This is a genomic window from Bradyrhizobium sp. Ken51, from assembly GCF_055807435.1.
This window is the reverse complement of record NZ_JBVVPB010000039.1, coordinates 23,594-44,876: the sequence shown is the minus strand read 5'-3', so window position 1 is coordinate 44,876 and position 21,283 is coordinate 23,594. Positions and strand designations below refer to the sequence as shown.

The 21,283-nt window shown below is 65.4% G+C and carries 23 protein-coding genes and 1 other RNA gene; 8 read left to right on the top strand and 16 right to left on the bottom strand.

What is annotated here, in order from left to right; all coding sequences use genetic code 11:
- Positions 1 to 28: 28 nt before the first annotated feature.
- The 8 genes from AC0L27_RS36250 to AC0L27_RS36215 form a co-directional block, all read right to left on the bottom strand.
- A complete protein-coding gene (locus tag AC0L27_RS36250; RefSeq protein ID WP_354064089.1) occupies positions 29 to 982 on the bottom strand; it encodes a PfkB family carbohydrate kinase in 954 nt (317 codons plus the stop codon).
- An 8-nt stretch (positions 983 to 990) separates the two neighbouring features.
- The gene (gene nudC / locus AC0L27_RS36245; RefSeq protein WP_354064091.1) at positions 991 to 1,929 is read right to left on the bottom strand and encodes an NAD(+) diphosphatase; all 939 of its coding nucleotides are present in this window, start codon (positions 1,927 to 1,929) and stop codon (positions 991 to 993) included.
- Between the two features lie 11 nt (positions 1,930 to 1,940).
- Complete coding sequence (locus tag AC0L27_RS36240) at positions 1,941 to 2,360, bottom strand: HIT family protein (RefSeq protein WP_354064093.1); 420 nt, start codon at positions 2,358 to 2,360, stop codon at positions 1,941 to 1,943.
- 277 nt (positions 2,361 to 2,637) lie between these two features.
- Entirely contained in the window at positions 2,638 to 3,765 is a 1,128-nt protein-coding gene (locus AC0L27_RS36235) for a muconate cycloisomerase family protein (protein WP_275172881.1), read from the bottom strand.
- Entirely contained in the window at positions 3,762 to 4,517 is a 756-nt protein-coding gene (locus AC0L27_RS36230) for an SDR family NAD(P)-dependent oxidoreductase (protein ID WP_354206248.1), read from the bottom strand. Before AC0L27_RS36230 ends, AC0L27_RS36235 begins: the two co-directional genes overlap by 4 nt.
- Positions 4,517 to 5,314: an amino acid ABC transporter ATP-binding protein gene (locus tag AC0L27_RS36225; RefSeq protein WP_354206250.1), complete on the bottom strand. Its 798-nt coding sequence runs from the start codon at positions 5,312 to 5,314 to the stop codon at positions 4,517 to 4,519. The genes AC0L27_RS36230 and AC0L27_RS36225 overlap by 1 nt, the downstream gene beginning before the upstream one ends.
- Entirely contained in the window at positions 5,311 to 5,973 is a 663-nt protein-coding gene (locus AC0L27_RS36220) for an amino acid ABC transporter permease (protein ID WP_354206252.1), read from the bottom strand. Before AC0L27_RS36220 ends, AC0L27_RS36225 begins: the two co-directional genes overlap by 4 nt.
- Positions 5,974 to 6,099: 126 nt before the next feature.
- Positions 6,100 to 6,945, bottom strand: a complete 846-nt coding sequence (locus tag AC0L27_RS36215; protein ID WP_473322505.1) for a transporter substrate-binding domain-containing protein — start codon at positions 6,943 to 6,945, stop codon at positions 6,100 to 6,102.
- 192 nt (positions 6,946 to 7,137) lie between these two features.
- Here AC0L27_RS36215 and ffs point away from each other — a divergent pair.
- The 5 genes from ffs (at position 7,138) to AC0L27_RS36190 (ending at position 10,574) form a co-directional block, all read left to right on the top strand.
- Positions 7,138 to 7,234, top strand: an RNA gene (gene ffs / locus AC0L27_RS36210) — signal recognition particle sRNA small type.
- A gap of 94 nt (positions 7,235 to 7,328) precedes the next feature.
- Positions 7,329 to 9,149 carry a DNA polymerase III subunit gamma/tau gene (locus tag AC0L27_RS36205; RefSeq protein WP_473322503.1) on the top strand — a complete coding sequence of 607 codons (1,821 nt, stop codon included), beginning with the start codon at positions 7,329 to 7,331 and terminating at the stop codon, positions 9,147 to 9,149.
- A 27-nt stretch (positions 9,150 to 9,176) separates the two neighbouring features.
- Positions 9,177 to 9,506: a YbaB/EbfC family nucleoid-associated protein gene (locus AC0L27_RS36200; protein ID WP_007597704.1), complete on the top strand. Its 330-nt coding sequence runs from the start codon at positions 9,177 to 9,179 to the stop codon at positions 9,504 to 9,506.
- A gap of 1 nt (position 9,507) precedes the next feature.
- Positions 9,508 to 10,110 (top strand): recombination mediator RecR, encoded by a 603-nt coding sequence (gene recR / locus AC0L27_RS36195; protein ID WP_275172876.1) that lies wholly within the window; start codon positions 9,508 to 9,510, stop codon positions 10,108 to 10,110.
- Positions 10,111 to 10,136: 26 nt separating this feature from the next.
- A complete protein-coding gene (locus AC0L27_RS36190) occupies positions 10,137 to 10,574 on the top strand; it encodes a hypothetical protein (protein ID WP_354206259.1) in 438 nt (145 codons plus the stop codon).
- 144 nt (positions 10,575 to 10,718) lie between these two features.
- On the opposite strand, the gene AC0L27_RS36185 is transcribed toward AC0L27_RS36190, so the two are convergent.
- The 3 genes from AC0L27_RS36185 to AC0L27_RS36175 form a co-directional block, all read right to left on the bottom strand.
- Positions 10,719 to 12,083, bottom strand: a complete 1,365-nt coding sequence (locus AC0L27_RS36185) for an AmpG family muropeptide MFS transporter (protein ID WP_354206261.1) — start codon at positions 12,081 to 12,083, stop codon at positions 10,719 to 10,721.
- An 86-nt stretch (positions 12,084 to 12,169) separates the two neighbouring features.
- Positions 12,170 to 12,472: a GIY-YIG nuclease family protein gene (locus tag AC0L27_RS36180; RefSeq protein ID WP_473322502.1), complete on the bottom strand. Its 303-nt coding sequence runs from the start codon at positions 12,470 to 12,472 to the stop codon at positions 12,170 to 12,172.
- A gap of 62 nt (positions 12,473 to 12,534) precedes the next feature.
- Complete coding sequence (locus AC0L27_RS36175; RefSeq protein ID WP_247357676.1) at positions 12,535 to 13,734, bottom strand: DNA recombination protein RmuC; 1,200 nt, start codon at positions 13,732 to 13,734, stop codon at positions 12,535 to 12,537.
- A 171-nt stretch (positions 13,735 to 13,905) separates the two neighbouring features.
- On the opposite strand from AC0L27_RS36175, the gene def reads away from it, so the two are divergent.
- From def to truA, 3 genes are all read left to right on the top strand, one after another.
- Positions 13,906 to 14,430: a peptide deformylase gene (gene def, locus AC0L27_RS36170; RefSeq protein WP_007604684.1), complete on the top strand. Its 525-nt coding sequence runs from the start codon at positions 13,906 to 13,908 to the stop codon at positions 14,428 to 14,430.
- Between the two features lie 133 nt (positions 14,431 to 14,563).
- Positions 14,564 to 15,487 carry a methionyl-tRNA formyltransferase gene (gene fmt, locus AC0L27_RS36165; protein WP_354206268.1) on the top strand — a complete coding sequence of 308 codons (924 nt, stop codon included), beginning with the start codon at positions 14,564 to 14,566 and terminating at the stop codon, positions 15,485 to 15,487.
- Entirely contained in the window at positions 15,487 to 16,224 is a 738-nt protein-coding gene (gene truA / locus AC0L27_RS36160) for a tRNA pseudouridine(38-40) synthase TruA (protein ID WP_354206270.1), read from the top strand. The genes fmt and truA overlap by 1 nt, the downstream gene beginning before the upstream one ends.
- Before the next feature lie 167 nt (positions 16,225 to 16,391).
- Here truA and dapE read toward each other — a convergent pair whose 3' ends face one another.
- The 5 genes from dapE to AC0L27_RS36135 form a co-directional block, all read right to left on the bottom strand.
- Positions 16,392 to 17,558, bottom strand: coding sequence for a succinyl-diaminopimelate desuccinylase (gene dapE, locus AC0L27_RS36155; protein ID WP_354206272.1), 1,167 nt, complete (start codon positions 17,556 to 17,558; stop codon positions 16,392 to 16,394).
- Positions 17,555 to 18,208, bottom strand: a complete 654-nt coding sequence (locus AC0L27_RS36150; protein WP_354206274.1) for a DUF805 domain-containing protein — start codon at positions 18,206 to 18,208, stop codon at positions 17,555 to 17,557. The genes dapE and AC0L27_RS36150 overlap by 4 nt, the downstream gene beginning before the upstream one ends.
- Before the next feature lie 131 nt (positions 18,209 to 18,339).
- The gene (gene dapD / locus AC0L27_RS36145) at positions 18,340 to 19,185 is read right to left on the bottom strand and encodes a 2,3,4,5-tetrahydropyridine-2,6-dicarboxylate N-succinyltransferase (RefSeq protein WP_473322497.1); all 846 of its coding nucleotides are present in this window, start codon (positions 19,183 to 19,185) and stop codon (positions 18,340 to 18,342) included.
- Positions 19,186 to 19,378: 193 nt separating this feature from the next.
- Positions 19,379 to 20,068, bottom strand: a complete 690-nt coding sequence (locus AC0L27_RS36140; protein ID WP_354206278.1) for a pyrimidine 5'-nucleotidase — start codon at positions 20,066 to 20,068, stop codon at positions 19,379 to 19,381.
- 204 nt (positions 20,069 to 20,272) lie between these two features.
- Positions 20,273 to 21,259 carry a DUF1036 domain-containing protein gene (locus AC0L27_RS36135; protein ID WP_063996732.1) on the bottom strand — a complete coding sequence of 329 codons (987 nt, stop codon included), beginning with the start codon at positions 21,257 to 21,259 and terminating at the stop codon, positions 20,273 to 20,275.
- Positions 21,260 to 21,283 lie beyond the last annotated feature (24 nt).

Below are 21,283 nucleotides of genomic sequence, written 5' to 3'. Positions count from 1 at the left end.
ATATAGAGAAAATCTTTCTATAGCAAGTCTATAATCTCGGCGTCCGTCCGAGCGTCGTCGCGCGCGGCGTGTTCAAAAGCTCTTCGACTTCAAGACGTTGCGGGGCGGCCAGGCCGCCGCCGTGGCGGGTGCATTTCAGCGCCGCGGCGCCCGCGGCGAATTGCAGCGCCTGCCGCGCGCCGCTGCCTTCAGCAAGGCGAAGCGTGAAGGCGCCCTGGAAGACGTCGCCCGCGCCGAGCGTATCGACCGCCTGAACCGAGACCGCCGGCGTCTGCTCCAATTCGCCGCTCTCGTTCAGCCAGATCGTGCCGCGCGGGCCGCGGGTGGCGGCGAGGAAGGCGGGCGTGAGCGCGGCCAGGCGCTGCAACGCCTCGCCATCATCGGTGATGCCGGCGGTCTCCTGCACCTGTTCACTGGCGAACAGCAAATGCGAGGCGGCCGTGAGCAGGCTGTCCTGCAGCGACATCGCGCGATCGACGCCGACGACGACGGCAATACCGCGCCGGCGTGCCTCAGTGCAGAGGTCCGTGCAGAACGATGCGCAGCGGCTCTCGACGAGGACCGCCTGACAATCGGCGAGCAGCTTGTCGGCGTCCGGCAGCTGCACGGTCGACAACATGGGATCGCGATAGATGGTGAGGGTTCGTTCGCCCGAGGGCTCGATCATGATCGCCGACACCGGCGTCGTGAGCCCCGGCATGCGGACGATGTGCGTGGTCTCGATCGCTTCAACTTCCATCCGTTCGAGGATGAAGCGGCTCGACGTCTCCCGGGCATCGCCCATGGGGCCCGCGAAGGAGACGCGGCCGCCAAGCCGCGCGATGGCGATCGCGGCATTGAGCGCGTTGCCGCCGCAGATCTCCGCGAGGTGCGTGGCATTGGCCTTGCTGCCGCGCGCGGGCACGGCCTCGACCCGAAAGGTCAGGTCGCGCACGGGAATGCCGATGCAGAGGACGCGCGGCGCGATCACAGAGGGCGCCATCTCCGGTCTCAGCTCTTGTCGTGCACCCAGCGGCCGAGCAAATGATGGGCGATGGCGAACGGGTGCGGACCGGCGAGCCCGTCGGGATGGGTCCGCGTCAGCATCAAGGCGGCCTCCTCGCGCGTGAACCAGCGCGCATCCTCCAGCTCCGAATGATCGACGACGATGTCCTCACTCACGGCCCGCGCGCTGCAGCCGATCATCAGCGACGACGGATAGGGCCAAGGCTGGGTCATGTAATATTGCACGTCGGTGCAGCGGATCCCGGACTCTTCGAGGATCTCGCGGCGCACCGCGTCCTCGATGGTTTCGGCGGCCTCGACGAAACCGGCGAGGCAGGAATACATGCCCGGCGGAAACTGCTTCTGGCGGCCGAGCAGGCATTTGTCGCCGGCGGCGACGTGCATGATCACGACCGGGTCAGTGCGGGGGAAATGCTCGGCCTTGCAACTCGGGCACTCCCGCTTCCAGCCGCCTTCCTTCATCCCGGTACGCGTGCCGCAATTGGCGCAATAGCCGTGGCGCTGGTGCCAGCTCACCATCGACTTCGCCATCGCGATCGCCGACAGCTCCTTCGGCGGCACCGCGCCCTGCATCGCCATGCCGCGCAGCTCGCTCAGCGCGTAGTCTTCGCGCCCGATCAGCTTCTCGGACGCGGCCTGCGACAGGCCCATCCCGAACATCGCGGCGCCGTCGCGCAGGCCGAGAAAAATCGTGCCGGGATTGGCGCCGCATTTCAGCGCCTCGTCGATTCCGAGCAGCGCGCGCACTTTTTCGCCCTCGCGCTTCACCAGCAGCGAGTCGCGGTAGACGACATAGGCGCGCGACGACGGCTTCTGCTCCATCGCGAACAGCTTTTCGTCGTCGCGCCGCAGATGCGCCGCGCGGTCGAGAATGTTGGTGACGAAGGCCGGCTGCCCCAGCGGAAACGAGTCGAATGCTGACATTTCTTGTTCTTTCAACCCAACCAGATCTTGCGGCGAAGCGCGCTGATGAAAGTCTGCACCTCCGTGGCGTCGTGCGCCAAGGGCTGCATCACGCCCCATACCGGCCGCGGCCAGGCGGCGTCACTGGTGCGGCGCGCGATGACGTGGACGTGAAGCTGCGGCACGAGGTTGCCGAGTGCCGCGATGTTGAGCTTGTCGCATCTGGTGATCTCCTTCAGCGCACGCGAGACGCGGGAGATCTCGGTCATCAGCTGCGCCTGCTGCACCTCGTCGAGATCGATGATCTCGACCGCATCCGCGCGCCGCGGCACCAGCAGCAGCCAGGGATAATGCGCGTCCTTGATGACCAATACCTTGGACAGCGGCAAATCGCCGATGTCGATGGTGTCCTCTTTCAGGCGAGAGTGCAGCGACCAGGCGGGTTCGGACATGAAGGTTTCCGGATGGCCCGATGGGAGTCGGGCGTGGCGGGGCGGAACCCCTGAATATTGGCTCCGACCATACGATACCGAATCTGATTGGGGAAGGATGAGGCTCCGCAGGGGCCGCATACGCGATCGTAGTCCTGGACAAGCGCAGCGCAGATCCAGGACCCATTACCACAGGATTCGGTTTGGCGAAGATTCGGGGTTACCAACTTCGTGCCACAAACTTCTCCTTGGGGTAATGGGTCCTGGCCTTCGCCAGGACGACGGTGGGGGCGTGCCTTTACGCCTCCGCAAGCACCCGCGCATTGGCGCGGACCGAGGCTTCGCTCACACGAATCCCGAGGCCGGGGCCGTCGGGCACCACGACGTGGCCGCCGCGATTGGCGACGCGCTCTTCCAGCACGTCCTCGGTCAGCACATGGTGCGGCATGTAGAATTCGCAGCCGAGCGAGATCCCCGGCGTCGCTGCGATCAGCTGCGTGCCGGCGGCAAGCCCGATGCCGCCCTCCCACAGCGTGCCGCCATAGCCGGGGAGGCCGGCGATGTCGGCGATCGCCATGATCGCCTGCGCCTCGAACAGGCCGCCGGCCTTCATCAGCTTGATCGAGACGGCATCTGCCGCCTCGCGGCGCACCACCTCCATCATGTCGCGGCGGTCGAAGCAGCTTTCGTCCGCGAGCACGGGTGTCTCAAGCGCCGCGGTGAGCTGCGCCATCACGTCGAGAAATTTGCGCGGCACCGGCTGCTCGATGAAGGTCGGCGCAAACTGCTCGATGTCGCGCAGGATCTTGATGGCGCCGAACGGCGCCAGCGCCTGGTTGTAGTCGACGCGAAGATCGACCTTGTCGCCGAATTCTTTCCGGATCGCCGCGAGGTGATCGAGATCCTCGCGATGCGGCTTCACGCCGGTCTTGACCTTGTAGATGACATTGCCGTCCGGAACCATTTTCCGCATGCGTTCGAGATCGGCGGCGAAATCGGGATCGGCGATTGAGAACGACAGCGGGATCGTGTCGCGCACGCGGCCGCCGAGCAGGTCGGCGACCGAAAGTCCCGACGACTTGCCGACGATGTCGAGCAGCGCCATTTCGATCGCGACCTTGGCTTCGGCATGTCCGACCAGCGCGCGATCGAGCTCGGCCATCAGCGCGCGGATGCGGCGCACCGACTTGCCGAGCACGATCGGCCGTAAATAGATGTCGAGCGCGGCGAACGCGGCTTCCGGCGTTCCCGTGAACACTTCCCACGGTGCGGCCTCGCCCCAGCCGATCACGCCGTCGCTCGCGGTGAGCTCGATCAGCACGCGCTTCACCGTGCCCTTGACGCTGCCGACGCCCTGGAGGCGCGCCATTTTGATCGGGCTCTCGATCAGGAACAGCCTGATCCGTTCGACGGTTGCTTCGGTCATGTCAGGCCTCCATTGACGTGCCAGACCTGGCCGGTGACGTAGGATGCTTTCGGGGAGGCCAGGAAGGCGATGATCTCGGCCACTTCCTCCGGCCGTCCGCGGCGGCCCATCGGGATCAGCGCCTCGGTCGCTGCGATCTGTTCGGGTGAAAGCCGGCTTTCGCTGGGCTTGTCCTTGACGATGAGGCCCGGTGCCACGGCATTGACGGTGATGCCCTCCCTGGCGAGCTCGACTGCGGTGAGGCGCACCAGCGCTTCGAGCGCGGAGCGGCTCGCGGCCGTGGCTGCGAAGGGCGCGAACTCCGGCCGGATCGCGTGGGCGACGAAGGACGACACTGCCACGATCCGCGCATCTCGTCCCGCACGCAGCAGCGGCAGCGCGGCGTCCACCAGCCGCGTGAACGCCAACGCCGATTCGTCCATCGCCTTGCGGAACTGATCCGCCGGCGTGCCGATCGCGCTGCCGCGCCGGGCATGGCCGCCGACCAGGATCAATCCATCGAGCCGGCCGAAGGCGGCTTGCGCGGCGGCGACGGCGTCGGTGACCGCAGCCTCCTCGGCGAGATCGCCGAGGCATTTCGCGACGATCGCACCTTGCGCTTCGGCCTCCGCCGCCGTGGCGTCGAGGCCGACTGCGTTGGAGCGCGTGTGCAGCAGCAGCGCGGTGCCAGGGGCCGCGAGCAGTTTTGCAGTGGCACGGCCGATGCCGCTGGCGGCGCCGGTGACGAGATAGACGCGATTGATTTCGGACATCACGATGCCGTTGTAACCGGCGGCAGCGCGCCGGTGCGGTGGAAATGGCTGAGGAAGGCGCGCGTCGCCGCTGCTTGCGGATTGTCGATGACCTGCCGCGCCGGGCCTTCCTCGACCACGACGCCGTCGCGCATGAAGATCAGACGGTCGGCGACTTCGCGGGCAAAGGCGATCTCGTGGGTCACGATCACCATGGTCATGCCCTCCGACGCCAGCTGCTGGATCACGGCGAGCACCTCGCCGACAAGCTCGGGATCGAGCGCGGAGGTGGCCTCGTCGAACAGCATTACGTCCGGCTCCATGGCGAGCGCCCGCGCAATCGCGACGCGCTGCTTCTGTCCGCCGGAGAGCGTTGCCGGATATTGGTCGGCCTTCTCTGCAAGGCCCACCTTCGCGAGTTGAGCCCGGGCCAGCCTCTCGGCGTCAGCCCTCGCCATGCGCCGCACCGTGACCGGCCCCTCCATCACGTTCTGGAGCGTCGTCATGTGCGGGAACAGATTGAAATGCTGGAACACCATGCCGGTGGTGGCGCGAAATCTTGCCAGCGTCTTCACGTCCGGCAGCTTTGTGCCTTCTCCGAAAGCAAAGCGGGTGTCGCCGACGCGAACGCTGCCGCCATCGGGCGTCACCAGGAGGTTGATGCAGCGGAGCAGCGTCGACTTGCCGGAGCCGGACGGGCCGATCAGCGCGACGACGCCTCCCTTGGCGACATCGAGATTGATGTTCTTCAAGACCTCGTTGCTGCCAAAGCTTTTGCGCAGCGCCCGGATCTCAATCTTGGAAGGGGTCTCGCTCATTCGCCGACCGCCAGTCGTTTCTCGCCGCGCCGGACCATGATGGTCAGGGGAATCAGGATCGCCGCATAGGCGACCGCTACGGCGGTGTAGGTTTCCAGCGGACGGTAGCTGTCATGAGCGGCGACCTGGCTCTGATAGACCAGGTCTGGCACCGCCAGCACCGAGACCAGAGAGGTGTTCTTGAACTGGATGATCGACTGGTTCATCAGCGCCGGGATCATCCGCTTGATCGCCTGCGGCAGCACGATGCGGCGCATGCTCTGTCCCGGCGTCATGCCGAGCGCGGCGCCGGCTTCAGGCTGGCCGCGGTCGATCGAGATGATGCCGCCGCGGATGATCTCCGAATAGAACGAGCCGCCATAGAGCGACAGCGCCAGCGCCGAGGCCGTGATCGGCGTCATCTCGACACCGGCCAGGATCGGCAGCGCGTAATAGAACCAGATCAGCTGCACCAGGATCGGCGTGCAGCGGAACGCCTCGATGAAGGTGAGCGCGAGAAGGCGCACCGCGCGAAAGCGCGACAGGGTGCCGAAGGCGCCGAACAGGCCGAAGACGAGGCCGAGCACCACAATGACCACGGTGAAGCCGACGGTGACGCCGAGCCCGTTGAGAAAGAGCCAGCGATAGCTCCAGAGGATACCGAAGTCCCACTGATACATGCGTGTGTTACTCGTCGTACGCCTTGACAGCCGGCATTGTCGTTCCGGGGCGATGCGAAGCATCGAACCCGGAACCTCGAGATTCCGGGGTTCGCCCTTCGGGCGCCCCGGAATGACAGTGGAAGACTACAGCGAAACGCCCAGCGGAATGTCCGCCTCGGTCACGCCCACCAGCTCCATGTTGGTGATGATCGCGTTGCGGATGAAGCCGAGGCCCTTGTTGAAGTCGATCCAGGTGTTGACGTAGTCGCGCCAGGTCTTGTCGGTCTCGCGGCGGAAGCCGGCATTCGACGTCGTGGCGAAGATCGGCGTCGGCAGCACGAACTGGCCGAGCGAGGGGTTTTTCTTCAGCACCGTCAGCGACAGCATGGTGATCAGGCACTGCGCATCGACGCGGCCGGTCTGGAGCGCGGCGGTGGCGTCGTCGGCGGTCTTCAGCCGCGAGATCTGCGCCTTCGGCGTCAGGCGGCTGACGACCTGGTCGTGCGAGGAGCCCTGGTCGACCGCGATCTTGACGTCGGGCGAGTTCAGCTCGGCCCAGCTCTTCGGCTTGAAGTCCTTCTTGCAGAGGATGCCGAAGGCGTTGTTGAAGACTGGCACCGAGAAATCGACCACCAGCGCGCGCTTCGGGGTCGGGTTGAGGCCGAAGAAGATGTCGATCTTGTTGGACTGCAGGTCGAGCACCGAATTGCCCCAAGTGGTTTCGGTGATCTCGAGCTCGGCCTCCATGTCCTCCGCGAGTGCTTTCGCGATGTCGACGTAAAATCCCTTCCACTGGCCGGTCGAAAGATCCTTCATGTAATAGGGCGCGCCGCCGCCGACCGCGCCGATCCGCATCTTCTTGGTGCGGCGGATGCGGGCGAAGGTCGATTCGTTGGAATCGGCGGTCTGCGCCACGGCCGGGGAGGCCAGCGTCGCCGCGCCAATCGCGCCAAGTCCGACAATCGATGCAACATCACGACGTGTAACCATTGGGATCAATCGCTTTTCTGTTGGAAGGGGTTCCGGCAGCGTTCTTACCAAGGCGCCTCCGGCAGTGAAAGCACAGCCTATCGGCTGGGCAGGCCGGGAATTGCCCGGATGCTGGGCAAGTCACGATGAAGCCCAGCCGTTCAAGCCGATGCCCGCTTGCTTTCCGGTCCTTTTGGCCCCAAATAGGGACCGGGAGATTGGCGGTGGACGAGCCACTCGCCAACCGGGTCAGGTCCGGAAGGAAGCAGCCCTAACGAGGTCCGGATCGGGTCGCTCGTCAGTCTCCTACCTGTTTTTCCGAGCGAATTGCGCCGGCGGCTCGGGCCGCCAGCGCGCTCCTTTCCGCAAAGCCGGCCGAAAGACACTTCATTGCGGATCGACCGATGACCGACGCTGGCGCCCCTCCCAACCCTGATAGCGCCGGCCAGGCCAGCACGCCGTACCGGGTGCTGGCGCGGAAATACCGTCCCTCCAGCTTCGACGATTTGATCGGCCAAGAGGCCGTGGTCCGCACCGTCTCCAATGCGTTCGAGACCGGCCGCATTCCGCAGGCCTGGATTCTCACCGGCGTCCGCGGGGTCGGCAAGACCACCACCGCGCGAATCCTTGCCCGTGCGCTCAACTACGAGATGCCGGATGGCTCGGTGAAGGGCCCGACGGTCCAGATGCCGACGCTCGGCGTGCATTGCCAGGCGATCATGGAAAGCCGGCACATGGACGTGCTGGAGATGGACGCGGCGTCCCATACCGGCGTCGACGACGTTCGTCAGATCAATGACAGCGTCCGCTACGCGCCGGCCAGCGCCCGCTACAAGGTCTACATCATCGACGAAGTCCACATGCTGTCGACGGCGGCGTTCAACGCCTTCCTGAAGACACTGGAGGAACCGCCGGAGCACGCCAAATTCGTGTTCGCGACCACCGAGATCCGCAAGGTTCCGGTCACGGTGCTGTCGCGCTGCCAGCGTTTTGACCTGCGCCGCGTCGAGGCCGACGTGCTGATGAAGCATCTGGCCAACATCGCGGCCAGGGAAAACGTCGAGATCGAGCCGGAAGCGCTCGGCATCATCGCGCGCGCCGCGGAAGGCTCGGTGCGCGATTCGCTCTCGCTGCTCGATCAGGCGATCGCGCATGCGGCAGGCACCGTGAAGGCCGATGCCGTCAGGCAGATGCTGGGGCTTGCCGACCGCACCCGTGTCATCGATCTCTTCGATTCGCTGGCGCGTGGCGACATCGCGTCCGCGTTCAGGGAGTTCCGCGACCAGTACGACGTCGGCGCCGATCCGATCGTCGTGCTCTCCGATCTCGCCGAATTCGTCAATTTCGTCACCCGTGTGAAGATCGTGCCGGCGACCGCCGACAACGTCGCCTATGGCGAGACCGAGCGCGTGCGCGCGCGGGATTTCGCTTCGAAGATCTCGATGCGCGTGCTGTCGCGGATGTGGCAGATGCTGCTCAAGGGCATCACCGAGGTGCAGGCCGCGACGCGGCCCGCCGCGGCCGCCGAGATGGTGCTGGTGCGCATCGCCTATGTCGCCGACCTGCCGACGCCGGACGAAGCGATCAAGATGCTGGAGCAGAACGGCGGCGGTTCGCCGGTCGTGAGCGGCGGCAGTGCCGCGCGCAACGCGCCGGCCGGGCCGGTGGCGTCCGCGGCTCCGGTTCGCATGCCGACATCGCCATCGTCCTCGTTCGGCGGCGGCGGTGGTGCCCGTCCGCAGATGGCAACGCCTGCGCCGGATCCGCAAGCTGCCGCGCCCGTGTTGCGCGTCACGAGCTTCACCCAACTCGTTGCGCTGGCCGGGCAGAAGCGCGACCTCCTGACCAAGGGCGCGCTCGAAGGCGACATGCGCCTCGTTCGTTTCGAGGAGGGGCGCCTGGAAGTCGCGCTCGAGCCCAACGCCTCGAAGAACATGATTTCCGATCTCGCGCGCAAATTCGAGCTTTGGACCGGGCGCCGCTGGACCGTGATCGTCTCCAACGAGCCGGGCCAGCCGACGCTGCGCTCGGTGAGCCAGGCGGCCAAGCAGGAACATGCGCGCACCGCCGAGGCCGATCCGCGCGTGCGGGAGGTTCTGTCGCGTTTTCCGGGTGCGAAGGTCGTCGAGGTCCGCAGGCTTGCCCCCGAGGCGCCGGAATCCGATATTAATGCCGACTATGGCAGTGACGATCCGCCCGACGGTTCGGACGGCGACGATCTCTAGAGCCAAATTTTTCCAAGGACAGCACCGATGGTCGATATTTTCGGCATGATGAAGCAGGCGCAGCAGCTGCAATCCAAGATGCAGGAGATGCAGGATCAGCTCGCCAACGTCGAGGTCGAGGGCATCTCCGGCGGCGGTCTCGTCGCCGTGCGCATGACCGCGAAGATGGACGTCAAGGGCGTCAAGATCGATCCCTCGCTGATGAAGGCGGAAGAGCGCGAGGTGCTCGAGGATCTGCTCGTCACCGCGTTCGGCGAGGCCCGCCGCAAGGCGGAAGCCGCCATGCAGGAGAAGATGCAGTCGCTCACCGGCGGGCTCGGTCTGCCACCGGGGCTGTCGGGGTTGTTCGGCCAGTAGGATGGGCGCTGTTGCGGGTCCTGAAATCGAGCGGCTGGTCCAGCTTCTCGCGCGGCTGCCGGGCCTCGGCCCGCGCTCGGCGCGGCGCGCCGCGCTGCATCTGATCAAGAAGCGCGAAGCGCTGATGATGCCGCTGTCCTCGGCCATGCAGGTCGCGCTCGACAAGGTCCAGGTCTGCAAGACCTGCGGCAACATCGACACGCAAAGTCCCTGCACGGTCTGCACCGATCCGAGGCGCGATCCCTCGATCATCGTGGTCGTCGCCGACGTTGCCGATCTCTGGGCGCTGGAGCGGGCTAATGCCACTCAAGGGCGCTATCACGTGCTGGGCGCGACATTGTCGCCGCTCGACGGCGTCGGCCCGCAGGACCTCACCATCGAGGCGCTGGTCGCGCGCGCGCATGAGGCACAGGTGCATGAGGTCATCCTGGCGCTGAATGCCACCGTCGACGGCCAGACCACCGCACACTACATCACCGACCTGCTTCAGGACGCCAACGTAAAAGTAACCCGGCTCGCCCATGGTGTGCCGGTCGGCGGCGAGCTTGATTATCTCGATGAAGGTACGCTATCGGCCGCGATGCGGCAGCGCACCCTGTTCTAGCCATCCAGACTTACGGAACAGACGACATGACGAAACTTTTCGCCACACGATGGGCTTTGGTCGCAACGCTGACGATGCTGGCCACGCCGGCCGTCTCCGCGCAGCAGGACGACGGGGCTCCGCCGCCGTCGAAGCCCGGCAAGCCGATCAATGCCGGCGAGGTGCTGTCGGGCGAGCTGAACACGATGAAGGTGCGCGACGTCAAGAACGTCGGCAAGCGGGTTGCGACCTACCAGATCACCTCCGAGCCGCGCCGGCTGCCGCCGCCGAGCGGGCTGTGCAATCTCGAGACCGGCCCCGAAACCTTCCAGCTCGTTCCGAGCGGCGACGCGCAGGCCGCACAGCTGAAGACGTTCGCCGGCAAGGAGATCTCGGTCAAGGTCGACGAGATCGCCTGCGCCAGCGATCCGGGCCAGATGAGCGAAGCCGTGATCACGAAGTGGAGCCTGATCAAGAAGCAGTAGGGGCACACGCGATGTCCTCACCGCGCTTGCGGTGTCATCGCCCGGCTTGACCGGGCGATCCAGTACGCCGCGGCTTCTCGGTCAGTCACATCTTTCTCTGGAATACTGGATGCCCCGCCTTCGCGGGGCATGACAGCAGTGGTGTCAAACCCTTACCGGCCCCAGCGTCTCGAAATGTCCGCGCTTCTGCAGCCAGGCCAGCAGCACCAGGCTCGGGATCGCCACCAGCATGCAGATCACGAAGAACAGCGGCCAACCGGTGGTATCAGCCACGAAGCCGGCGCCTGACGAGAGATAGGTCCGCCCCACCGCGGCAAGTGCGGTGAGCAGCGCATATTGCGTCGCCGTGTGCAGCGGGTTCTGGCAGAGCGCCGAAAGATAGGCGACGAAGATCACCGTGCCGATGGCGCTGGTGAAGTTCTCACAGGTGATGGCGAAGGCGAGCGCCCATTGGCTGGTACCGACGAAGGCCAGCCAGGAGAAGGAGAGGTTCGCGAGCGCCTGCACCACGCCGCCGATCCAGAGGCTGCTCGCAAGCGAATAGCGCCGCGCGACGAAGCCGCCGGCAAAACCGCCGATCAGCGTCGCAGCGAGGCCCACGCCCTTCACGATCGCCGCGTAGTCGTTGCGGGAGAAGCCGAGGTCGATCACGAACGGCGCGGTCATCGTGCCGGAGAAGGCGTCGGTGAATTTGAACAGCACGACGAAGGCGAGCGCGGCGAGCGCGTCTTTGCGCGTCAGGAATTCGGAGAAGGCGCCGATCGCCGCGTGCAGCACGCGCGCGAACGCGGTCTGCGTCTGCGTCGCGGCTTCCGCCCGCACCGACTGCTCCGGCTCGGTCGCGACCAGCGCTGTGATCGTCCCGATCAGCACCATCGCCGCCATCACCACATAGCCCCACATCCAGGCCGAGGTGCGGGTGATGCCGGTGCTCTCGAAGCCCGAGACGATGAACAGCGCGCCGGCGGTCGAGACCAGCATGCCGATGCGATAGGCCGCGACATAGGACGCCATCCCGGCGGCCTGCTCGCTCTCCGGCAGGCTCTCGACCCGGAAGGCGTCGACCACGATGTCCTGCGTCGACGAGGCCGTCGCCACCAGCAAGGCGCCGAGCGCGACATAGAACGGCGAGCGCGCGGGATCGGTCAGCGCCAGCAGCAGGATGGCGACGATCAGCAGCAATTGCGAGAACAGCAACCAGCCGCGTCGCCGCCCGAACGCGCGCGTGAACAGCGGAACATGCATCGCATCCACCAGCGGCGCCCACAGGAATTTCAGCGTGTAGGGCGTGCCGACCAGCGCAAACAGCCCGATGGTCTTGAGATCGACGCCGGATTCCCGCATCCACACCAGCAGTGTCGAGCCCGACAACGCCAGCGGCAGCCCGGACGAGAAGCCGAGGAACAGCACGATCAGCACCCGCGGTTGCAGGTAAACGGCAAGGCTGTCACGCCAGGAGGTGGGGGCCGTGCCGGAGCCGGCAGGGGAGGTCGCGTCGGGTGCGGTCATGGCAGGGTGTTAGCAGATTCTGGCCGCCACAAGTGAGGTGTCGTCGCCCGGCTTGACCGGGCGACCCAGTATCCCAGAGGCGGGAGTTATGGAGGACCCGCGATCCCCGCATAGAGATCGTTCCAATCAGGATTATCCTTCTCGATCAGCGCAATCTTCCAGGCGCGCTTCCATTTTTTCAGGCGCTTCTCGCGTTTTATCGCATTCTCGGGATCATCGAATTGCTCGAAATAGACTAGCTTCACAACGTCATATTCCTTCGTGAAGCTCTCGACTAACTGCAATTCGTGTTCGGCCACACGGCGGATGAGATCGTTCGTTACGCCAATGTAAAGCGTGCCGCCCATCTTGCTGGCGAGAATGTACACGTAGTAGCAGCGCCCGCCCATCTGCCGCCTCTGGGATACTGGGTCGCCCGGTCAAGCCGGGCGACGACAGTGTGTTCTATATTCTACTCCCCCGCCTGAAGCTTCCTCGGGAACAACTCGGCAGCACCGGTGGCCACGAGATGCGGCGCTTCCGGTGCATCGCTCTTGCTGAAATCGAGTTCTTCGATGCGTCCGGCGCGCTTCTCGATCTTGTCGGCGGAGATCAGCACCTGCCGCACGTCCTCGTTGGCGTCGGCAAAGTGCTTCTGCAATTTCAGCACGCGGTCGCGCAGGCGGCCGAGGTCGTCGCCGAGCTTGATCACTTCGGTGCGGATCTGGTCGGCGGCATCGCGCATGCGCGCGTCCTTCATGATCTGCTGCATCACCTGGATCGCCAGCATCAGTAGCGACGGCGACACCAGCACGACGCGGGCGCGATACGCCTTCTGGATCACGTCGTCGAAACCGTCATGGATCTCAGCGTAGACCGATTCCGACGGCACGAACATCAGCGCCATGTCCTGGGTCTCGCCGGCGACGAGATATTTTTCGGCAATGTCGCTGACATGCTTCATGACGTCGCCGCGCAGCCGCTGCGTGGCGATCCTCTTTTCCTCGTCGGTGCGCGCGTCATGCAGCGCGGTCATCGCTTCCAGCGGAAATTTCGCGTCGATGCAGAGTGGCCGCTGGTCGGGCAGGAACACGACGCAGTCCGGGCGCTTGCCGGTCGAAAGCGTGAACTGGAACTCGTAGGCGCCCTTCGGCAGACCGTCCTGGACGATCGCCTCCATCCGCGCCTGACCGAAGGCGCCGCGCGACTGCTTGTTGGCGAGCACGTCGCGCAGGGTCGTCACCTGTGTGGTGAGGTCGGTGAGGTTCTTGTGCGCGCTGTCGATGATGCCGAGCCGCTCGTGCAGCGCGCGCAGGCTCTCCATGGTGTTGCGGGTGGTGTGCTCCATGGATTGGCCGACCCGGTGGGTCACCGAATCCAGCCGCTCGTTGACCGCGCGTGCCATGTCGGCCTGGCGGCCGGCCAGCGTCTGGGTCATGGCGTCGACGCGCCCCGAAGCCTCGCTCTGGGCATGCAACATCTGGCTGATGCGCTCCTCGAGTTCGTCGGCGCGGATCGCGTTGGCCATCGCGAGTTCCGCGCCGCGCCGCCCGGAGCGCGCGATCACGACTGCGATCACCACCATCAGGATGAGGACCAGGGCGCCGAAGCCGATCAGCGCGTCCACGGTGCGCACCGGCCAGTCGCCGAGCATGAAAATGATCTCGTTCATGCCCCTGCTTCTAGCCGATTCGCTTGGGGGCACGAACGAATAGCGAACATTTATGGTAAACGCCCTGTTAATTTTTATGGTTAACGAAACCCGAAGTTTTATGGTTAGTGGAGGGTTAACAGGGTTCCCGGCCGGATTGACCGCATCGAACGCGCGGCTTAAATCGCGGCCATGGCCCTCAGAGAAATCATCATCCTGCCCGACAAGCAGCTGCGTCTGGTCTCCAAGCCGATCGAGAAGGTCACGCCGGAGATCCGCAAGCTTGCCGACGACATGTTCGAGACCATGTATGACGCGCCCGGCATCGGGCTCGCGGCGATCCAGATCGCGCAGCCGTTGCGGCTGATCACCATGGACCTCGCCAAGCCCGATCAGGACGGCGAGACCAAGCCCGAGCCGCGCGTCTTCATCAATCCGGAAATCATCGCCTCCTCGGAGGACCTGTCGGTCTACGAGGAAGGCTGCCTGTCGATCCCCGAATATTACGAGGAGGTCGAGCGCCCCGCGAAGGTGCGGGTGCGCTACATGGATCTCGACGGCAAGGTGCACGAGGAGGATGCTGAAGGCCTCTACGCCACCTGCATCCAGCACGAGATCGACCATCTCAACGGCGTGCTGTTCGTCGACTATCTGTCAAAGCTCAAGCGCGACCGCGTGCTGAAGAAGTTCGAGAAAGCCGCCAAGCGCGCGGAGTGAGTAGGTTCTTTCTCACCGTCATGGCCGGGCTTGACCCGGCCATCCACGCCTTGCTTGCTTTGTCGCCAAGACCGTGGATGCCCGGGACAAGCCCGGGCATGACGGAGAAACAAGCCTTACCGAGCGCCGCCACATGCCCCTCCGCCTGATCTTCATGGGCACGCCCGATTTCTCCGTGCCGACGCTGCTCGAGCTCGTCGCGCATGGCCACGAGATCGCGGCCGTGTATACGCGCGCGCCGAAGCCCGGCGGCCGCCGCGGCCTGCAATTGCAGCCGACCCCGGTGGAAGAGGCCGCGCGAAAGCTTGGCATTCCCGTGCTGACGCCGAAGACGTTGAAAACGCCGGAGGCGCTGGAAGAATTTCGTGCCTTCGACGCCGATGCGGCGGTCGTCGTCGCCTATGGCATGATCCTGCCGCAGGTGATCCTCGATGCGCCAAAGCTCGGCTGCTACAATCTGCACGCCTCGCTGCTGCCACGCTGGCGCGGTGCCGCTCCCATCAACCGCGCAATCATGGCCGGCGATGCCGAGAGCGGCGTGATGGTGATGAAGATGGATGTTGGCCTCGACACCGGCGACGTCGCCATGGCGGAACGGCTCGCGATCACGGACAACATGACCGCGGCGGATCTGCACGATCGTCTGTCCCGGCTCGGTGCCGATCTGATGGTGCGCGCCATGGCCGCGCTCGACCGCGGCGGGCTCCAGCTCAAAAAGCAGAGCGAGGACGGCGTCACCTATGCCGCCAAGATCGACAAGGCCGAAGCGCGGATCGACTGGACCAGGCCCGCGCGCAAGGTGCTGCGCCATATCCACGGCCTGTCGCCGTTTCCCGGCGCCTGGGCCGAGCTTGAGAATGCGCGGGTGAAGATCCTGCGCTGCGAGCTGGCAAAAGGCGCGGGCGCACCCGGCGAGGTGCTCGACGATCACCTCACCATCGCCTGCGGCGATGGCGCAATCCGCCTTATCGAGCTTCAGCGCGAAGGCAAGGCACGCATGCAGGCCGCGGACTTCCTGCGCGGCGTGCCGCTCAAGCCGCCGATGCGGCTGGCCTGATGCCCCGCTACAAGCTCATCATCGAATATGACGGCGCGCCGTTCTTCGGCTGGCAGGTGCAGGAGACGCTGCCCTCGGTGCAAGGCGCTTTGGAGGCTGCCGTCAAGGCGATGACCGGCGCGGATGCGCGTGTGCACGGTGCGGGCCGCACCGATGCCGGCGTGCACGCGCGCGGCCAGGTCGCGCATGTCGATATCGACAAGCAGTTTCCGCCGGGCCGTTTTCGCGACGGCTTGAACGCGCATCTGCGTCCGCATCCGGTGGCGGTGCTCGAAGCGGACATCGTGCCTGAAACGTTCGAGGCGCGCTTCTCGGCCGTGAAGCGCCACTACCGCTACCGCATCGTCAACACCCGCGCCAATCTCGCGCTCGATGCCGGCCACGCCTGGCGCGTGCCGCGCCGGCTCGACGCCGATGCGATGCATGCGGCGGCACAGCGCCTGCTCGGCAAGCACGATTTCACCACCTTCCGCGACACCGAGTGCCAGGCCAGGTCGCCGGAGAAGACGCTCGATCAGCTCGACGTGCTGCGCGACGGGCGCGAGATCACGATTCTCACTTCGGCGCGCTCGTTCCTGCACAGCCAGGTGCGCTCGATGGTGGGGTCGCTGATGTGGGTCGGCGAAGGCCGCTGGACCGCCGACGATCTCTCGGCCGCGCTCGCAGCCCGCAACCGCGCCGCCTGCGGCATCGTCGCCCCGCCGGACGGGCTGTATCTGATGCAGGTGGATTATTGATTGGGGTGAGGGCGCGCGCTCTCGCTACATCCACCACTGTCATGCCCCGGCTTGACCGGGGCATCCAGTACGCCGCGGCCTCTCGGCTCAGTCGCTGCCGTCTCTGGAATACTGGATCGCCCGATCAAGTCGGGCGATGACAGCGGAGTTTGGGCGGGCAGAAGAGCCTACCCAAAATACCTCGCCAAGATCCCGCGATACACCTTCGTCAGCTGATCCAGATCCCCCACCGGTACGCGTTCGTCGACCTGGTGCATGGTCTGGCCGACCAGGCCGAATTCGATCACCGGGCAATAGCTCGAGATGAAGCGCGCATCCGAGGTGCCGCCTGAGGTCGACAGCTCCGGCTTGCGGCCCGTCACCTCCTCGATCGCGGACACCGCGAGTTCGGTGAACGGGCCGGGCTTGGTCACGAACACGTTCGAGTTCGAGGGCTCCCAGACGATGCGGGCGCGGATGCGGTTGCCGCAGGCTTTTGTCAGCCGCGTCTCGACCAGCTCGCGCAGGCTCGCCTGGGTGTGGTTGTCGTTGTAGCGGATGTTGAACTTTGCGCGGGCCTGTCCCGGGATGACGTTGTTGGCGGTGTTGCCGACGTCGACCGAGGTGAATTCGAGATTGGAAGCCTGGAATTGCGCGCTGCCATGGTCGAGCGGCTCGTCCGAGATGGCCACGATCAGCCGCGAGATATCAGGCACCGGATTGGCGGCGCGGTGCGGATAGGCGACGTGGCCCTGCACGCCGTCGACGTACAGCGTGCCGGATTGCGAGCCGCGGCGGCCGACCTTGATGGTGTCGCCGAGGGTCTCGACATTGGAGGGCTCGCCGAGCACGCAATGGTCGAATTTCTCGCCGCGCTCCGCCGCCCACTTCAGCAGCTTGATGGTGCCGTTGATGGAGACGTCTTCCTCGTCGCCGGTGATCAGGAACGAGATCGAGCCCTGTCCGTCCGCGCGCGGCTTGCCGTCGTTCGCGGCGAGATGCTCCAGCACCGCGGCAACCGAGCAGGCGATGCCGCCTTTCATGTCGACCGCGCCGCGGCCGTGCAGAAAGCCGTCCTTCACCTCGCCGGAGAACGCGCCGACGCTCCAGGCGCTTTCGTCGCCCGGCGGCACCACGTCGGTGTGGCCGGCGAAGGTGATGTGCGGCCCGTCAGTGCCGATCCGCGCATAGAGATTGTCGACGTCGGCGGTGCCGGGCTCGCTGAAGGTGACGCGGTGGCATGTGAAGCCTGCCGCGTTGAGGACATGTTCGAGCACACCCAGCGCACCGGCATCGGCCGGAGTTACCGAGGGGCAGCGGATGAGATCGCGGGCAATCGAGAGAGCATCGGTCATGCGCCCCGCTTAACATGCATGCCGCCGGGTGGGCTAGCACTGGGCGGGACAAATTCGATCTCGCTCTGCTGGTCCCAGCTTTTTGCCGCAGGGGAGGCGGGCGCGGAGCCATCTTCAACGTCGGCCAGTGGATCGGGGCCGAACCGGTTGTCGCCGGAGGTGCCGGGCACAATGAACATTTCCACGAGGCCCCAAAACCACGGAATGTGCACGGCCCAGGCGAGGGCAAGAACCCAGTTTGATTCGGTGGGCAGCAGGTCCGAGAACTGGTCGAACAACGCGGGCACGACGAAGAACGGAACCAGCCACCAGCCGCTCCGGTCGCGATCGTGCAGCCGCTTGGTCGCGGTCGCGAGATAGATCCACAGGAATAGCAAATTGCCGAACACTTTGAGGACGAGGGTCGCGCGATCGGTCGTAGCCAGCTGACGATAGGCCCTGGGATCGACCGCGTTGAAGATGTCGTCGACACCGAAATCGAAGTCGAAATTGAAGTTGAAGGCGAAAGTTGCGGCCCCGTTCAGCACCTTGATGGCCTGGTCGATCATCCCGAGCAGCGCCGCCAGCACCATGACGATGAGCAGAGCCTGCCACAGCAGCGCGCGGTTGATGCGGCCGTCGAAGCGGAACAGATACCAGGTCCAGTCCATGCCAAAGGCTCCGGGCGGGAGAGGTCGCCCGAATGTTGGTCGCGATAGGGGGAGGGCGGGTTCGATGGACCCTTGGTGTCGTCCCGGCCCCCGTGCGCATTGCGCACTAGGCCGGGGCGACGATCGACGGATCAATCCCGCAGCAGCTCGTTGATGCTCGTCTTGGAGCGCGTGCGCTCGTCGACGCGCTTGACGATGACGGCGCAGGCGGTGCTCGGGCCAATCTGGCCATTCTTCATGGGCTTGCCGGGCAGCGCGCCGGGAACGACGACCGAATATTCCGGCACTTCGCCGAGGAAGATCTCGCCGGTGTCGCGATCGACGATCTTGGTCGAGGCACCCAGGAACACGCCCATCGACAGCACCGCGCCCTTGCGCACGATCACGCCTTCGGCGACCTCGGAGCGCGCGCCGATGAAGCAATCGTCCTCGATGATCACGGGCTCGGCCTGCAGCGGCTCGAGCACGCCGCCGATGCCGACGCCGCCGGAGATGTGCACGCGCTTGCCGATCTGCGCGCAGGAGCCGACCGTCGACCAGGTGTCGATCATGGTGGATTCATCGACATAGGCGCCGAGATTGACGAAGGACGGCATCAGCACGACGTTGCGGGCGATGAAGGCGGAGCGGCGCACGATGGAGCCGGGGACGGCGCGGAAACCGGCGTCGCGAAAGCGGTTCTCGCCCCAGCCGTCGAACTTCGAGGGCACCTTGTCCCACCAGGTCGCCTTGCCGGGGCCGCCGGGAATGGCGCCCATGTCGTTGAGGCGGAACGAGAGCAGCACCGCCTTCTTCAGCCATTGATTGACCTTCCACTTGCCGTCGGCGTCGCGCTCGGCAACGCGGGCCTCACCCTTGTCCAGAATCTCCAGCGCGTGATCCACGGCCTCGCGGACCTCGCCCCTGGTCGAGGTCGAGACGCCGTCGCGCGCCTCGAAGGCGCCGTTGATGGTGGATTCGAGGGCGGACAGGGACATCGGGATTTCCTCAGAGACAGGCGGGAATTTTGACGGATTGGAGCGCTTTTTCGGGATTTGGGGGGACGGAGTCAAGCTTGGTTCGGGGTCATCACCCGCGAAGACCGTAGCCCGGAAGGAGCGAAGCGCATTCCGGGGCGGTCTCACCGCAACAAACCCCCGGATTTCGCTCGCGCTCCATCCGGGCTACGATTCAATGGGACAGCCTCTCCAAAAACCCCGACAGATCATCCGTGACATGGTCGACATGGGCCGCATCACGGCCCGCCAGCTCCCAGTCCTCGCGCACGACCTCTTTCGTCCCATCCGGCACCACCAATACGGTGGTCATGCCGAGCTCGTGCGGGACGGTGAGGTTGCGGGCGAGGTCTTCGAACATCGCGGCGCGGGTCGGATCGACCACGTGGTCGGCGAGAAACTTGCGGTAGGTCTGCGGCGCCGGCTTCGGCTCGAATTCGGCGGCGATGATGTCGAACACGCCGTCGAAATGCGTGGCAAGGCCGAGCCGCGCGAGCACCGCATCGACATGATCGACCGAGCCGTTGGTCAGGATCAGCTTTCGTCCCGGCAGTTTTGCGATGGCCTCGCCCAGCGCAGGGTTAGGCTCCAGTGGCGAGTGGTCGATCTTGTGGACGTAGGCGAGATAGTCGTCGGCGCGGACGCCATGCAGGGTCATCATGCCGCGCATGGTGGTGCCGAAGCGCTGGTAATAATCCTTCTGGATCTTGCGCGCTTCCACCGGCGTCAGATTCAGCCAGTTGCAAACGAACTCGGTGATGCGAGCATCGACCTGCTGCCACAGATTGACGTGGTGCGGATAGAGCGTGTTGTCGAGGTCGAACACCCAGGTGTCGACATGAGCAAAGGCGCGGGGTGATTTCATTTTCACTCTCTATCCGTTGACCGCAGCGGCGGCGCCCCACCCTCAATCGTCGTCCTGGCGAAAGCCAGGACCCATACTCCGTGACCGATCATTGGGGCACTCTGGTCGTCGTTCTTCGCCAAACCCAATCCTGGGGTAATGGGTCCTGGCTTTCGCCAGGACGACAGCGGAGTGCGTGGCACCGGAACGATCACAGCTCCACCATCACGGCATCGCAAACCGCAGCGTCTTGCCGCCGCTCGACATGTCCACCGCGCCGAAGCCCGTCGCCGCGAAACCGCGCGCGCCGCAGTCGGTCTGCTCGTTGGTCTCGAACTTGGTCTCGCGCGTGCAAAGCTGCCTGTCGCCGCCCCAGTTCAGTGGCTTGTCCTTCAGCTTGACGATTCGATTGTCGGCGTCGATGGCTTCCGCGAAGCTGAAGATCTGCTTCGGCTGGCCGCTCACGTCAGGGTGCAGGCAGGTCTTGGGGTCGATGCGATACCAGCCGCGGCTCGTCACCGACTTGCCGTCGTCGGTGGCGACCGCCGCCATCACCTTGTGCGTGGTGTCGTTGCACCAGGTGAGGCCGGTCGCAGACGGCGTCTGCACGGCATCGACCATGGTCTTGAAGAAGTTCGGCGACGACAGGATGTCGGACGACAATCCGCGGCTCTTCAGGAAAGCGGCCAGCGCGCCTTGCGTCTTCGGCCCGTCGACGCCGTCGATCGGCGCGGCGTCGTAGCCTGCGATCACCAAAAGCCGTTGGATGCCGGCGAGGCGGGCCTGCTCGTCGTCATATTCGGAATCCTCCGCGAGATAGGCGACGAAATTGCCGTCCGCGCCTTGCGTCGGGGTAATCTGGGTGAAGGCGGCCTGGGTCTGGCCGCTGCGGCACTGCCGCGCGGCCGCGATGACGAAATTGTCCTGCGCGACGCACAGCGTGTCGCTGCCGTTCTGCGGGATCGGGGATGCGCCGTAAACGCCGAGCGCGCGGGCGTTGAGCAGGATGCGGTCGGCGGAGAGCGTGCCCTGCACCACTACGCGGCAGGTGGCGGGGTCGATCCTGAACCAGCCACGCGTCGCGGTCGCCGCCTTGTCGTCGATGCCGATCGCGGCCTCGACGACATAGGACATCCGATTGCAGATCTTGAGGTCGGCGAAAGCCGGTGCGGAGGAGAACACGAACGAGATGGCCGCGGCAGGGAGGGTCATCAGGAAGCGTGTGAAGGCGGAACG

What these genes read in the sequence shown, in the direction of transcription:
- AC0L27_RS36235 (WP_275172881.1), bottom strand. Translation starts at nt 3,765, where the DNA reads ATGACCGAAGCAACCGTCGAACGGATCAGGCTGTTCCTGATCGAGAGC.
- AC0L27_RS36135 (WP_063996732.1), bottom strand. Translation starts at nt 21,259, where the DNA reads ATGACCCTCCCTGCCGCGGCCATCTCGTTCGTGTTCTCCTCCGCACCG.
- AC0L27_RS36175 (WP_247357676.1), bottom strand. Translation starts at nt 13,734, where the DNA reads ATGAACGAGATCATTTTCATGCTCGGCGACTGGCCGGTGCGCACCGTG.
- dapD (WP_473322497.1), bottom strand. Translation starts at nt 19,185, where the DNA reads ATGTCCCTGTCCGCCCTCGAATCCACCATCAACGGCGCCTTCGAGGCG.
- AC0L27_RS36180 (WP_473322502.1), bottom strand. Translation starts at nt 12,472, where the DNA reads ATGGGCGGGCGCTGCTACTACGTGTACATTCTCGCCAGCAAGATGGGC.
- fmt (WP_354206268.1), top strand. Translation starts at nt 14,564, where the DNA reads ATGCCCCTCCGCCTGATCTTCATGGGCACGCCCGATTTCTCCGTGCCG.
- def (WP_007604684.1), top strand. Translation starts at nt 13,906, where the DNA reads ATGGCCCTCAGAGAAATCATCATCCTGCCCGACAAGCAGCTGCGTCTG.
- AC0L27_RS36215 (WP_473322505.1), bottom strand. Translation starts at nt 6,945, where the DNA reads ATGGTTACACGTCGTGATGTTGCATCGATTGTCGGACTTGGCGCGATT.
- recR (WP_275172876.1), top strand. Translation starts at nt 9,508, where the DNA reads ATGGGCGCTGTTGCGGGTCCTGAAATCGAGCGGCTGGTCCAGCTTCTC.
- nudC (WP_354064091.1), bottom strand. Translation starts at nt 1,929, where the DNA reads ATGTCAGCATTCGACTCGTTTCCGCTGGGGCAGCCGGCCTTCGTCACC.
- AC0L27_RS36250 (WP_354064089.1), bottom strand. Translation starts at nt 982, where the DNA reads ATGGCGCCCTCTGTGATCGCGCCGCGCGTCCTCTGCATCGGCATTCCC.
- AC0L27_RS36185 (WP_354206261.1), bottom strand. Translation starts at nt 12,083, where the DNA reads ATGACCGCACCCGACGCGACCTCCCCTGCCGGCTCCGGCACGGCCCCC.
- AC0L27_RS36150 (WP_354206274.1), bottom strand. Translation starts at nt 18,208, where the DNA reads ATGGACTGGACCTGGTATCTGTTCCGCTTCGACGGCCGCATCAACCGC.
- AC0L27_RS36220 (WP_354206252.1), bottom strand. Translation starts at nt 5,973, where the DNA reads ATGTATCAGTGGGACTTCGGTATCCTCTGGAGCTATCGCTGGCTCTTT.
- truA (WP_354206270.1), top strand. Translation starts at nt 15,487, where the DNA reads ATGCCCCGCTACAAGCTCATCATCGAATATGACGGCGCGCCGTTCTTC.
- AC0L27_RS36225 (WP_354206250.1), bottom strand. Translation starts at nt 5,314, where the DNA reads ATGAGCGAGACCCCTTCCAAGATTGAGATCCGGGCGCTGCGCAAAAGC.
- AC0L27_RS36140 (WP_354206278.1), bottom strand. Translation starts at nt 20,068, where the DNA reads ATGAAATCACCCCGCGCCTTTGCTCATGTCGACACCTGGGTGTTCGAC.
- AC0L27_RS36230 (WP_354206248.1), bottom strand. Translation starts at nt 4,517, where the DNA reads ATGTCCGAAATCAATCGCGTCTATCTCGTCACCGGCGCCGCCAGCGGC.
- AC0L27_RS36200 (WP_007597704.1), top strand. Translation starts at nt 9,177, where the DNA reads ATGGTCGATATTTTCGGCATGATGAAGCAGGCGCAGCAGCTGCAATCC.
- AC0L27_RS36240 (WP_354064093.1), bottom strand. Translation starts at nt 2,360, where the DNA reads ATGTCCGAACCCGCCTGGTCGCTGCACTCTCGCCTGAAAGAGGACACC.
- AC0L27_RS36205 (WP_473322503.1), top strand. Translation starts at nt 7,329, where the DNA reads ATGACCGACGCTGGCGCCCCTCCCAACCCTGATAGCGCCGGCCAGGCC.
- dapE (WP_354206272.1), bottom strand. Translation starts at nt 17,558, where the DNA reads ATGACCGATGCTCTCTCGATTGCCCGCGATCTCATCCGCTGCCCCTCG.
- AC0L27_RS36190 (WP_354206259.1), top strand. Translation starts at nt 10,137, where the DNA reads ATGACGAAACTTTTCGCCACACGATGGGCTTTGGTCGCAACGCTGACG.